This window comes from Nostoc sp. UHCC 0252 (assembly GCF_034931145.1).
Lineage (GTDB): Bacteria > Cyanobacteriota > Cyanobacteriia > Cyanobacteriales > Nostocaceae > Nostoc.
Map to the genome: position 1 here is coordinate 47,205 of NZ_JAYGHE010000024.1, position 12,679 is coordinate 59,883.

Annotated in this window: 13 protein-coding genes and 1 pseudogene; 7 read left to right on the forward strand and 7 right to left on the reverse strand. The window is 40.5% G+C overall.

Annotated features, from left to right (window positions below; translation table 11 throughout):
• Window positions 1-250: 250 nt before the first annotated feature.
• From VB732_RS15680 to aroA, 3 genes are all read right to left on the reverse strand, one after another.
• Window positions 251-1,840 (reverse strand): alkaline phosphatase, encoded by a 1,590-nt coding sequence (locus VB732_RS15680; RefSeq protein ID WP_323231828.1) that lies wholly within the window; start codon window positions 1,838-1,840, stop codon window positions 251-253.
• Window positions 1,841-2,060: 220 nt separating this feature from the next.
• Window positions 2,061-2,612 (reverse strand): PEP-CTERM sorting domain-containing protein, encoded by a 552-nt coding sequence (locus VB732_RS15685; protein ID WP_323231796.1) that lies wholly within the window; start codon window positions 2,610-2,612, stop codon window positions 2,061-2,063.
• A 496-nt stretch (window positions 2,613-3,108) separates the two neighbouring features.
• Window positions 3,109-4,389 carry a 3-phosphoshikimate 1-carboxyvinyltransferase gene (aroA, locus tag VB732_RS15690; protein WP_323231797.1) on the reverse strand — a complete coding sequence of 427 codons (1,281 nt, stop codon included), beginning with the start codon at window positions 4,387-4,389 and terminating at the stop codon, window positions 3,109-3,111.
• 473 nt (window positions 4,390-4,862) lie between these two features.
• On the opposite strand from aroA, the gene VB732_RS15695 reads away from it, so the two are divergent.
• Complete coding sequence (locus VB732_RS15695) at window positions 4,863-5,168, forward strand: hypothetical protein (protein WP_323231798.1); 306 nt, start codon at window positions 4,863-4,865, stop codon at window positions 5,166-5,168.
• A gap of 62 nt (window positions 5,169-5,230) precedes the next feature.
• Here the strand turns inward: VB732_RS15695 and VB732_RS15700 are convergent, their stop codons facing one another.
• On the reverse strand, window positions 5,231-5,359 hold the full coding sequence (locus tag VB732_RS15700; protein WP_323231799.1) for a hypothetical protein: 129 nt from the start codon (window positions 5,357-5,359) through the stop codon (window positions 5,231-5,233).
• 153 nt (window positions 5,360-5,512) lie between these two features.
• Complete coding sequence (locus tag VB732_RS15705) at window positions 5,513-5,962, reverse strand: orange carotenoid protein N-terminal domain-containing protein (RefSeq protein ID WP_323231800.1); 450 nt, start codon at window positions 5,960-5,962, stop codon at window positions 5,513-5,515.
• A 323-nt stretch (window positions 5,963-6,285) separates the two neighbouring features.
• On the opposite strand from VB732_RS15705, the pseudogene VB732_RS15710 reads away from it, so the two are divergent.
• Window positions 6,286-6,480 (forward strand): annotated as a pseudogene (locus VB732_RS15710) (Uma2 family endonuclease); the annotation flags it as partial.
• A 40-nt stretch (window positions 6,481-6,520) separates the two neighbouring features.
• Entirely contained in the window at window positions 6,521-6,655 is a 135-nt protein-coding gene (locus VB732_RS15715) for a hypothetical protein (RefSeq protein WP_323231801.1), read from the forward strand.
• Between the two features lie 124 nt (window positions 6,656-6,779).
• Here the strand turns inward: VB732_RS15715 and argJ are convergent, their stop codons facing one another.
• Entirely contained in the window at window positions 6,780-8,021 is a 1,242-nt protein-coding gene (gene argJ, locus VB732_RS15720) for a bifunctional ornithine acetyltransferase/N-acetylglutamate synthase (protein WP_323231802.1), read from the reverse strand.
• A 645-nt stretch (window positions 8,022-8,666) separates the two neighbouring features.
• A complete protein-coding gene (gene gatB, locus VB732_RS15725; RefSeq protein ID WP_323231803.1) occupies window positions 8,667-10,145 on the reverse strand; it encodes an Asp-tRNA(Asn)/Glu-tRNA(Gln) amidotransferase subunit GatB in 1,479 nt (492 codons plus the stop codon).
• Window positions 10,146-10,275: 130 nt separating this feature from the next.
• Here gatB and VB732_RS15730 point away from each other — a divergent pair, with 130 nt between their 5' ends.
• The 4 genes from VB732_RS15730 to VB732_RS15745 all read left to right on the forward strand — a co-directional run bounded on the left by VB732_RS15730 (window position 10,276) and on the right by VB732_RS15745 (window position 12,636).
• Window positions 10,276-10,794: a DNA topology modulation protein gene (locus VB732_RS15730; RefSeq protein WP_323231804.1), complete on the forward strand. Its 519-nt coding sequence runs from the start codon at window positions 10,276-10,278 to the stop codon at window positions 10,792-10,794.
• A 144-nt stretch (window positions 10,795-10,938) separates the two neighbouring features.
• Window positions 10,939-11,238, forward strand: coding sequence for a hypothetical protein (locus VB732_RS15735; RefSeq protein ID WP_323231805.1), 300 nt, complete (start codon window positions 10,939-10,941; stop codon window positions 11,236-11,238).
• The gene (locus VB732_RS15740; RefSeq protein WP_323231806.1) at window positions 11,235-11,744 is read left to right on the forward strand and encodes a PIN domain-containing protein; all 510 of its coding nucleotides are present in this window, start codon (window positions 11,235-11,237) and stop codon (window positions 11,742-11,744) included. The genes VB732_RS15735 and VB732_RS15740 overlap by 4 nt, the downstream gene beginning before the upstream one ends.
• 541 nt (window positions 11,745-12,285) lie before the next feature.
• Window positions 12,286-12,636, forward strand: coding sequence for a hypothetical protein (locus VB732_RS15745; protein ID WP_323231807.1), 351 nt, complete (start codon window positions 12,286-12,288; stop codon window positions 12,634-12,636).
• The last annotated feature ends 43 nt before the right edge of the window (window positions 12,637-12,679 follow it).

Here is a 12,679-nt window from a genome sequence, read left to right on the forward strand (position 1 = left end):
TATCATGTTCGACTTAATACTTATGTCATTGCAAGCGTTGCGCGGCAATCCCAAACCTTTGCGATTGCTTCATTCCACTTCGTTGCATTCGCAATGACATATTATAAGTGATTTGCCGAACATGATATGATTGTCTGGTTGTGTTATGTTATGTCCGACAAATTACTTGTGATCTGTCATTGCGAGTCCAACGAAGTGTTCGCAATGACAATTATTTAAGCGGACATGATATTACCTGGGAATTAAACCATTAAGCTTGTTGTACTTCTGGACGACCATCTTCAACCACAAATGAAGCCCGCTTACTAAGCGTACCAAATGGGGTTGTGACATTTGACATAACCAAATAGTCTGTCTTCCAGTTGGTGGGAGTCAGGGAACAACGAACATAGCCCCGTTGACTATTGAAGAACTTAATATGTGGGTTATCGGGTAAATAAGCTTCAACTGTGGGGGTGGTGTCCGATCCATCTCCACCGGAGCTAATTGAAGAACAGACGAATTCACTGCCAACTGTGGCGGATTGTGGATTATCAAAGTTAGCTTTGAGATTCATCGCCCAGTGGGAATGCACATCACCTGCTAAGGATACTGGATTGGAGGGCTGGCGCTGTCCGAGGAAAGCCATGAGGCGATCGCGCGAAGCCACATAACCATCCCATTTATCCATGCTGTAAGTTCCGCCCGGCCCTGGTTTCGTGTCTCTTTGAGCGATCGGAACCTGCTGCGCCAAAACATTCCACTTGGATTGTGAGCTATTTAAACCATCGAATAACCACTGCTCCTGTGCCTTACCGGTGATGGTTGCATTCGGATCTAAACTCTCTGGACAACGTTCTTTAGTACCATCACCACAAGGCTGATCGGTGCGATATTGGCGGGTATCAAGAACATGGAAGGTGGCTAAATTACCAAAGGAAAGCCGACGGTATAGTTGCATATCGGGGCCAACCGGACGCGAAAAGGGTCGCAGTGGCATGTGTTCGTAGTAAGCCTGATAAGCAATAGCCCGTCGTTCGAGGAAAATAGCCCGATCCTGATCTGGTTCAGTATCAACTTGGGAGATGTCGTTGGCGTAGTTGTTTTCTACTTCGTGGTCATCCCAGGTAACAATCCAAGGAAATGCTGCATGGGCTGCTTGCAGATTGGTATCAGTTTTATAAAGGGCGTGACGGTTGCGGTAATCTTCTAAGGTGAAAATTTCTGAACCATTGTGTTGTCTGGGAGTAGTAGTTGAGATTCCCCCTTCATAGATGTAATCACCAACATGCACTACTAAATCGAGGTCGTCCTGTGCTAGATATTTGTAGGCGGTATAGAATCCCTGCTGATAGTTTTGGCAGGAGACTAGACCAAAGTTAAATTTACTCAAATAGCTATTTGCTAAAGGTGCTGTCCGAGTGCGACCAATGGGGCTAGCATCTTGACCGACAAGGAAGCGATACCAGTACCAAGTATCAGATTGCAGTCCTTCTACCACAACTCGCACTGAATGGGCTAGTTCTGGGGTTGCAAGTACCGTACCTCTAGAGACAACGCGTCTCATGTCAGAATCAGTTGCTATTTCCCAGCGAATTGGTACATTCACAGGTGGCATTCCACCACCCTCTAAGGGTTCAGGAGCGAGACGAGTCCAGATTACTACGCTACTAGGATAGGGTTCACCGGACGCTACACCCAAGGTAAAAGGATAATTGGAAAATCTGCCTGTAGCGATCGCTCTTTGGTGAGAAAATTGGTTAGCGATCGCTAAACCAGACAATGCTCCTGCACCGATAATTAAGTTGCGTCGTTTCATTCGACTATGCAGAAAGCGCTCAAAATTTTGGTAATCTACCATTTTCTTCTCCTGAGTAACAGGTAAATTCACAGCAACAGCTAACACAAAGAAGGCAGGGAAATCGTAGGCAAACTTCGTAATTAGTTCCCTTGCCAAAATCAGGTTGTAATTCCCAATTTTCTCTTAGTGTCAATGTGTTAGATGTTATGTTTCTACAGAAAAGCCTACTAGTAAGAGATTAATTCTTGGCAAAGAAAGCGTTAATATCAACTTAACTAAGCTAGACTTTAACCTTTTTCATTGATGCTACTTTTCTCTTCATCATCAAGCCAAAGCTACAAGCAAAGAGAGCGCCAAATAAAGGGGTAGATTCAGGTACTTGTCTATACGAAACTCTACCTGATATAGGTGCAACATCTGGAGAAGTTCTAGAGAAAATTGTAAAATCTTCACCGACGATTTCGTAACTTAGAGAACTGGTAGGATCAGATTTATCGTTGAACAGATAATCTAATGCAAAAGATGTTTCTCCTGTTAAAGATGTGGTTTGAAATACAACAGGGAAGTCTGGATAGTTGTTGTCATCTTGTTCTGTATAAACGGTAGAATCACCGTCAAATTGAAAAGAGAGTGACTGAATTGTAGCTTCGGGAGTATAATCATTACTCAAAGTCGAGTCATCAAAGCTAAAAAAGCCATTTCCCTTAGTTATAGAACTATCAACTGTGAAAGCGTAATTAATAATTGCCGCAGATACAGATTTTGCATCTACAACAGCAAAACCTAAAGTTAGGCTAGCAGCAGCAATGGCTAATTTTGGAACTATTTTCATTTCCATTTTCCTCACAATAAACTTTTATAAGCAATGCACACTAAAAGGTATAGAAATAGCCCTTTCTAGCTTCCTTCTTTCTTTCCCAAACAGATATTTATCACTGATTAGAACAGTGATGAAAATCAATGATTTTTCCCTTTTTAATAAAGAGAAATAAGTCTCCAAGTAATTGGATGCACCTTATATTAAAATTGCGAGTTTAAGCAGACTTTAATTAGAGGTAAAATAAGATAAAATATAAGTTTGCAATATATAGGGCTTCTCCTACTCTGCGGGAAGCCCTTTGCGTCTACATCATGTAGTTTTTTGTAAGTCCTATAAAGATTATTGGATTCACCAAAAACCTTTTCAAATAAAAATCTTCGTTCGTATTCAAGACTAAAATTCTAGCTTTGGGGACTGAAGTCCCCACTACAAACTACTTATTATGAGTCGTAACTCACTACTAAAATCAAACACGAAATGAAGACAGTCGCTACAGAATACTACTCAATTATTCTTCTAACATTTTGAAGAATCTAGTAAAGTAATCTGGGAAGGTTTTCGCTGTACAGCCAGGATCTTTAATGATAATTCCTGGAACCTTTAAGCCAGTGACAGCAAAAGCCATAGCCATTCGATGATCGTGATAGGTTTCAATTTCCGCCGGGGTAATGGGGCCAGGCTCAATTTTTAGTCTATCGGGAAATTCTTCAACCTGAACCCCTAGCCGCCGCAACTCTGTCACCACAGCTTTAATTCGGTCGGTTTCCTTATATCGAATATGTTCCACATTACGAATAGTAATTGGTGAACTGGCAAAAGGCGCGATCGCACCTAATGTTTGCACTAAATCCGATATATCATTCATATCAATATCTATGCCTTGCAATTGCTTCGGCCCTGTCACTTCGGTATAATCATCCGAAGCTTTAACTTCACAACCCATCTGTTCTAAAACATCTAGCCAGAGAATATCACCCTGACATGATTGTTTCGTCAAATGTTTGACGCGCACTCGTCCACCGGTGACGGCGGCGGCGGCAAAAAAGTAAGAAGCATTTGACGCATCGGGTTCTACTGTATAGTGTCGAGCTTGGTAACGTTGACCTGCTTTAATTTGAAATTGATTATCGCCGATTTGATTCACCTCTACGCCAAAATCTGCCATTAAACGGCAGGTCATCTTAACGTAAGATTGAGAAACTAATGTCCCCTCAATCTCAATGCTCGTATCTTGTTGAGCATAAGGCGCAATCATCAGTAATGCTGAAAGTTGTTGACTTGTTTGGTTCGCTTTTAAACTAAAATTTCCGCCAGCGAATCCTTTGCTATAGACGGTGTAGGGCATAAACCCAGAGTTTCCCTCAAAGTTAACGGTTGCTCCCCCCGTTTGCAGCACCGTCAACATATCACCCATCGGTCGTTCTCGCATTCGAGGAACGCCATCTAGACGATATTCACCATTACCTAGTGCCACCAACGCCGAAATAAACCGTGCTGCTGTACCCGCCAAACCCACAAATAAATCTGCCTGTTTAGCTGGAATATCACCTCCTCTTCCCGCCACTTGGATTTGTGCCTGATGAGGATTCAAAGTAATGGGAATGCCTAATTGCTCTACGCACTTAACAAAATACTCGCTGTCTTCACTAAATAAGGCATTTTCTAAAATAGAGTCACCTTGCGCCAAAGCTGCGACAAGCAATGCCCGATTGGTAAGACTTTTAGAACCGGGAATTTCTACCGTGGCATCCACTGGCCGATTTAGAGCAGGAATTGCAATGGTATCCACGTTAAACCTCCAAGTAGGCGGTTAGCTACAACTTTATATATTGCCATATTGTCAAGCAATTTAAATTTTAGATTTTAAATTTCATCACACAAGCAGTAAAAAATAACCAATTCCTCATTCCCAATAGATCATAGTTGAGTGAAAAATCTGGCTCTGCTTTTGGGAATACTTGAGCTATTCACCTGACTAATCAGAACTTCGTCAGGCTGGGTGAGGTTAGGGCATTGTCATGAAGGGAGGTGTATGTAAATAGGTTCAACCGAAAAAGTAGGTAATTCAGCTTTTTTTGAAACAGTAACAATTGTTGCTGATCTAACCAGGCGATCGCGGTAAGATTTTGGACTTAAGTCAGATCCAACTTCAACCAATACTTAATAATTTGTAATTAAGGGTATAGAGTAAATAATTTTACTTTTGGGTATACAAAATATAACTCCTTGTCAAACAGAGATTCAATTACATCCAAAGGACAAATGACCAACGTAAATAAGTTTCAAAAACTAGTAGAACTTGCAAATGAATATGGCATTATTTGCCAACCAACACCAGAAGAATGTTTGATTGCATCCTTACCTGGAGACGATGATTTTTTATTAGCTTTTACTTGGTCTGGTGCAGTTGAAGGAGAGCCGCCAGAGCATGAATTAATCGCAATTAGTGTACAGGATATAGTCAAAGAAGTTACCGTTGCAGCTTGGCAGATTCCTTTTTATTTATTCGGAAACGTTTTAAGACAAGCTCAGATGCTTGTTGCTGCCCACAAAGATTTTGTTAGCTAAAAGACAAGCTATAGCTAAAAACTACAAACTATTATCCCTGTCAGCCGTGACAGGGATTTTTATTATAAAATTGTTTGAGGCTTTTGCCGTGTTAGCTGAGATGAAACTTTAGAGGTAATTAGCGATCGCTCGAAGGTGTCCCTGATTATAATGCGATCGCGCAGTTGGAAAAAATCTGAATCAACTCTCATTTTTCAGCTTTAACATTTCCATCAAGACTACCGCAAAGATAAGGATCTCTGCGGTAGTTTTAAGTCAATGCCCATTCAAAGCAGCTAGATCTAGCTTAATTTGCTACTTTTTATTATTCCCGATTCTAGAATACTGAGAGTTTCTACACTCAACTAACCCATTTTTTGCACTGCACTCAACATAAAATTAACACGCTGCTCAAACTCTAAATTTTTGACCATTGCGACAAAATCATCTGTTTCACCAGGAAGTTGATAGTCGGATGGCACTTGAATGACGCTTCCATTGTCCATTCCTTGTGCGAGCATTAGCCAAACGTCTAATTTAGCATTGGGGCTTAGAGCATTATAGCCTTGGGTGATATTGTTATTTGCACCATTAATAATGTCACGTTGTGCTTGCAGTTGTTCTTCTTTAGACAAGTTCAGGATTTGGTCAAACACTGCTTTCGCAGGAGCTTCAACGCTTGAAGGAGGTGCTGGGTTTAGTTGCTCTTTAAGATCCAGATAACCGAACCAAAGTAGGGCTAGCTGAGTATCTGCATCAAAACCTTGAAAAGTTTCTAAAGCTGGTTTTGTTGCTTCGTCGGCTGTGTAAGTCATAAAAAACTCCAACTAAGTTAAGGTTATTTTGATTTCCTCAGTTACTTACTAAGAAAATTTGTTTTCAGTAGCTTCATATAACTTAACGAACAAATAAAGATGCATAACCCTACTTAAGGTATAAATAGAAGTCATTACATAAGACAGATATAGATAACTGAAGTTGCTAGTTACAAAAATGCCTGTTTCGATGTATGGGGAAGCAACGATAAATGTTAAAACTTTAAGTAACACCTGTAACAGGAAGCGATCGCACCGTTAGAAAAACAAACCTCATATTCTGTTGTCAGACATCGCAGCCAACACCATCGGTAACTGCTACCCCTAACCCTCAAGGTTGGTTGTGGAGTCAGCAGCTAAGTTTGTATTTGGGTGTTCACGAAAATAAATTGCGTTACTTTACCCCCAAAGGAGAGCTAATTCCCACACCTGAAGAATTTGCTCAACAACGGGTGCAACGTGCCGATCAATTAGCAGCAAAACTGCGAGAATTGAATATTGATCCTGACAATTTTTAAAGTCAGAGTAATTCCAATACGGTTTGGTTAAGGTTTTCTGATGAAAATTCTAGATCGCAAAGACGCGATAAATCGCCGTCTCTACAAAGGACTGATTATTGTAGAGACGGCGATTCATCGCGTCTCTTGTCTTAACCGAACGGTATTGAGGGTAATTCGACTTCTGTGTACATGAGACATCTCCAGAAATTAAATATGCGTTATCCAGAACCCTTGTTTTGACGTAGCAGTGCTACGTCAAAACAATTCTTTTTCGGAGATGTCTATGGTATTTCCGATAATTTTTAATTCAAAAAAGATCAAGTAGTATATTCGGCGTTAATCCTCACATAGTCATAACTCAAATCACAACCCCAAGCTTTACCAACACCATAACCATTACCAACGTTAACGGAAATTAATACCGTATCTTCTTCGAGATAAGCACTTGTCGCTGCTTTTTTCAAATAAGCACTCGCTGCTGCACGATCAAAAGTTAAGGGTTGCCCATTTTCTAACATTAAGAAATTCCCCAGCTTAATTTGCAGGTTTTCTTGCTCAAAGGGTATACCTGCACGTCCGGCGGCGGCGGCGATGCGTCCCCAGTTGGGATCTCGTCCAAAGATTGCAGATTTAACTAAGGATGAACCAGCGATGGTTTTGGCTATTTGTCGGGCTGAAATTTCATCATGGGCCCCTGTGACTTCCACTTCTATTAGACAAGTTGCGCCTTCACCATCACGAGCGATCGCTTTAGCTAAATGCTGACAAACTGCTGTTAACATCGCCTCTAATTTCTCTGCTTCTGCGCCCCATTCGATAATTGCTGGGGTGCGAGATTGACCGTTTGCCAAGGCGATTAAGCTGTCGTTGGTGCTAGTATCACCATCCACGGTAATGGAATTAAAGCTTCTATCAGCCGCCCTTGTTAACATTTGCTGCCAAAGGGCTGGCGAAACCACAGCATCACACGTAACAAATGCCAACATGGTTGCCATGTTGGGATGGATCATACCGGAACCTTTGGCAATGCCGCCAATTCTGACTGGGCGATCGTTTATAGTTGTCTCCAGGGCAATGGATTTTGTAACTAAATCTGTAGTGATAATTGCTCCAGCTGCGGCATCTGAACCTGTTGCTGATAATGCTGCTGCTACCTTGGGAATCCCACTTCGCAAAGCATCCATCTTGATTCTTTGACCAATTACGCCAGTAGAAGCTAATAAGACAGATTCAGACGAGATATTCAGGGCTTGGGCTACTGCCATCGCAGACTCTAGGGTATCAAGGTAGCCTTGAGTTCCGGTAGCGGCGTTTGCTTGTCCAGCGTTGCAGAGGATGGCACGAGCGCTATGTTTGGCTTGCAAGCGTTGGCGACAATATTCTACACAGGCAGCTTTAACTTGACTGGTGGTAAATACACCAGCTGCGATCGCTTCCACCTCCGAGAATATCAAAGCTAAATCCGGCAACCCCGAAGGTTTCAACCCTGCGGTAATTCCCGCCGCCTGATATCCCCTTGGTGCTGTGATGCCACCTGTGATTTTTTGCCAATCTGCCATTTTCTTCCTTACAACTATCAGGTTGGATAAATCAATTTGTGCTTTAAAAAAGTGCTAAGTCTTGAGCTAGGAAAGACGCGATGAATCGCGTCTGTACAAAAAGTGGGAGTTTCCCCCAATTCCCAATTCCCATTGTGAGTTTATTTGCTGATGGCAATAATAATGCACCAGTTGGCGATTAGCATAATTGTTTTTACCTTTCTTATGACGAAAGACAAATATGAAAAAAGAGAGCAACTTGGGTCGCTCTCCAGATCATTACGGTGCATCTTTTACTTACAGCTTTTATTTTAATATCTAAGGGTTAATACTTATTCATTAAGATTTTTTATAAAAACTTGACATATTTTTCCGTAAATACCACAAATTATGATAAAAAAGAGAGCTACTTAGGCAGCTCTCCAGATCATCAGGGTGCATCTACTTACCACAGCATATCATTTTAGGTATGCGGGTTGTCACCAGGTTTTATATAAAGATTTGATGAAGATGTACGGGAAAATACTTACTTGGGAATTGGGAATGGGGAATTGGGGAGTTGGGAAAAGACTTACTATAGCTCCCCTCTGCCCTTCACCCAATACTGTTTAAAACCCTTACCGAACAGTAATTACGAATTACGAATTACGAATTACGAATTACGAATTACAAAGCGTTCAGTTTTTTCTCTACCAATTCGTTAGTCAGCTTAGGATCGGCACGTTTGGCTGTCTTTTTCAGAACTTGTCCGACAAAGAAGCCTTTGAGGTTGGTGTTACCGTTGCGATACTTTTCTAGTTCTTTGGGATTGGCGGCTATGACTTCATCAACAATGGGTTCTAGTACACTAGGATCGGTGATTAACTCTTGACCTGCAAAGGCTTTTTCAGGAGAAATCCCACTGAGCAAATCTGGCAACTTTTCTTTAGCTTGAGCATTGCTAATTTTGCCCGTTTCGATGCGGTTAATGATCTCAGCTAAATTGGTGGGAGTCAGCCCGATTTGAGTAATATTGAGTTTTTGCTTATTAAGATAGGCGGCGATATCTTGAGTAATCCAGTTTGCAGCAGCTTTAGGATTTGCTCCAGATGCGATCGCAGTTTCAAAGTATTCCGTTACTGGATGATCTTCTGTCAACACTCGTGCATCGTAAACTGAAAGCCCCAACTCATTTTCATAATGATGGCGTTTTTGGGCTGGTAATTCTGGTAATTCGTTACGCCATTGCTCTAATTGAGCATCTGTCACCTCAATTGGTGATAAATCTGGTTCGGGGAAGTAGCGGTAATCGCTAGAACCTTCTTTTATCCGCATACTACTTGTGCGTTGAGCGCCTTCTTCCCACAGTCGAGTTTCTTGGATGATGCGCTCGCCTGCTTCAATGGCGGCGATTTGGCGCTCAATTTCGTAGTCAATCGCCCGTTGGATGGCGCTGAAGGAGTTCATGTTTTTAATTTCTACCTTAGTGCCAAATTCCTTTCGTCCTACTGGACGCACAGAAATGTTGACATCGCAACGCAGAGATCCTTCTTGCATATTTCCATCGCTCACACCGAGATAGCGGACAATCCGGCGTAACTCTTCGGCATATTCAGCAGCTTCTAACCCAGAACGCAAATCAGGTTCCGAGACAATTTCGACTAATGGTATACCTGCGCGATTGTAGTCTACCAGAGAATAAGAAGAACCAGAAAGGCGATCGCTGCCGGCATGTACCAATTTCCCAGCATCTTCTTCCATGTGCAGACGTGTAATACCAATACGTTTGCGGCTGGGATTGCCTTCAGCATCTACCAATTCTATTTCTAACCAACCATGTTCTGCGATCGGTAAATCATATTGAGAAATTTGGTAATTTTTGGGTAAGTCAGGATAAAAATACTGTTTCCGGTCAAACTTACTATATCTAGCAATTTGACAATTCAGTGCCAAACCAGTTTTGACAGCGTATTCTAATACTTTTTCATTGAGTACAGGTAACACCCCAGGCAAACCCATACAAACCGGGTCAATGTTAGTATTTGGGTCAGCACCAAATGCCGTTGAGCTATTAGAGAAAATTTTGGTCTTAGTACTCAGCTGACAATGGGTTTCTAGACCAATAATCGCTTCATACTCAGTTTTTACAGTTGTAGCAGTCGTCATAATATCACTAATTTCGGCATAATCCTTGTAGTGGTACTATTGTAGCGGCGTATTGACATGCGCTGAAGACGGTTATTCGGGTGAGTAATGCTTACCGTCATACGCTTGAAAAGAAAGGTGCAAACCTAAGATGAAGAAAATCTTGATTATTGGTTCAGGGGGTGCTAGTAAATCTACCTTAGCCCGCGAACTAGGAAGCATCTTAGGCTTAGAAGTCATTCACTTAGATGCTTGGTACTGGAATTCTGGCTGGGTTGAGACTCCAAAAGCTGAATGGCAAAGTATTGTCCAAGACCTAATCTTGCGAGAATCTTGGATTATGGATGGTAATTATAATGGTACTCTCGACATTCGTTTATCAGTTGCAGATACAGTAATATTTTTGGATTTTCCTCGAACTTTATGTTTGTTGCGAGTGATTAAACGTCGCTTCGTCTATGCTAGACAATACAGACCTGATATAGCATCAGATTGCCCTGAAAGATTGACTTGGAAATTTATTAAATATATCTGGTCATACCCAATTATTCGCCGTCCTGGAATTTTAGAAAAACTGAGTCAATTACCACCAAACCAGCAAGTTATTATTCTCCGCGAACCAACAGAAGTTAGAGAGTTTTTACAAAATATTTCCCACCATTCAGATTGACTGAATTGGTTTTTATTAAAAATATCTGAAAAATAGGTAAAGTAGATATTGTTAATTGTATGCTAACCAACTATCACTAACCAAGGTTAAATTACTATAATAAAGTATAAAATTAGCAAATTAGGTTAGGGAACAACCAAAATTATGATTGATGTCAAAACAGCAGTGAATGCTGCCTATAAATACATAAAAGCCATACAAGATATGATGGGTTCGTCATTAGGAGATTTGAGGCTTGAAGAAGTTGAACTTTCTGACGATAAAAGCTTCTGGTTGATTACTTTAGGGTTCGATATTCCTAAAAAACCTCCTAAAAGCCAATTGGAAAACTTTATTACTACCTCTCTGACTTCTACCCCTGTGCTATATGAACGAGAATATAAACTTTTTAAGGTAAATTCTGAAACTGGCGAAGTAGAAGCAATGAAAATTAGACAAGTATGAAAGATTTGATTGCTTCCCTTATTCGTCGTTATTGCCAAAAAGGGGTTTTAATTGATACAAACATATTGCTTCTCTTTTTAGTTGGGAGTGTCAATCAAGAACGAATAACTAAATTTAATAGAACCCAGCAATTTATAGCAGAAGATTATGAGCTTCTGCTAGCATTTATGGCAAACTTTCAAAAGCTTGTAACAACTCCGAATATTCTGACAGAAGTTAATAGCCTTGCAAATCAACTTGGTGAACCTGAACGTTCTCAGTGCTTTGCAATATTTGCTCAATTTGTTAAAAATGTTGCTCTTTTGGATGAATACTACGTAAAGAGTTTAGATGCTGTTAATACTGAAAAATTTGTCAAATTCGGACTTACTGACAGTGGAATCCTGACTTTATCTAAAGGGAAGTACCTTGTATTAACTGATGACTTCAAGCTAGCAAGTTATCTTCAGAGTGTAGAAGTTGACGTGATTAACTTTAATAATATTCGTATCTTTAACTGGAAGTAAAATATGAAATTCAACCCCACATCTAAAGCAATACGCTTGGGTTAGTGATAAGCCACAAAGAAAGATACCCCAACCTACGCCATTCCGCTTAATGACGGAAATATGCACGCGGCTGACTCCTTTAAAAAAAAGCCTTGCTCTAATTCCTCCCTTTTTTAGGGCAAGCCTTTACAATCCGTAAGGAAATTAATTGAATAATTCTTAAAAATATGTAGCAACCCTAAATCATTTGTGAAAATCCTCCTTATTCTCTCCGCGTTCTCTGCGCCTCTGCGGTTCGTTATAAAAAAATTATTTTTCACAAATCAGATAGCATCGCTATATACACCCCTTAATTCATCCCTAGAACTTTTTAATAATCAATCAAACTATCAAAAATATTAGCACTCAAGGCTTGTTAGTGCTAATTTATGACTGAGATTTAATCCCTATGATATAAACCAAAACTATACTTTTTCTAGATGCTTTCGTTACTTATCAGATATTATATTAGAAAAAACTAAAGATTTCCTGCAAGTAATTTAAAACTGGGAGTCCTAGCATGAAATACACTTTTGATATTGTCGGAGTATCTCCACTTTTGCAGTTTTTTAATCACCAGCAGCAAAATGAGCAAAAACCACCGCACCAAGGCGTGGAATACTTGGGAATGCATACATGCACACTAGATACATTTCTAGAATCGGTAGAACCAGTTCCAGCCAAGTGGGGTTGGAATTTAGATCAAGTAGTAGATACCGTGATTCAATTTTGGCTGAACAACTCAGAAAGTATTAGCTATTGGAAAGTATCTTTAAGTAATGCTGGTAAAGATAATTTACTAGTCGCAAGGTTGGCGGATATAACCGCCTTACAAGCTGAATTTGAATCCCTGCTAGATAAGGAGTGGTAAAAAGATAGCTAGATAGGAGTATGAATTACTCCACCTCCAGCCA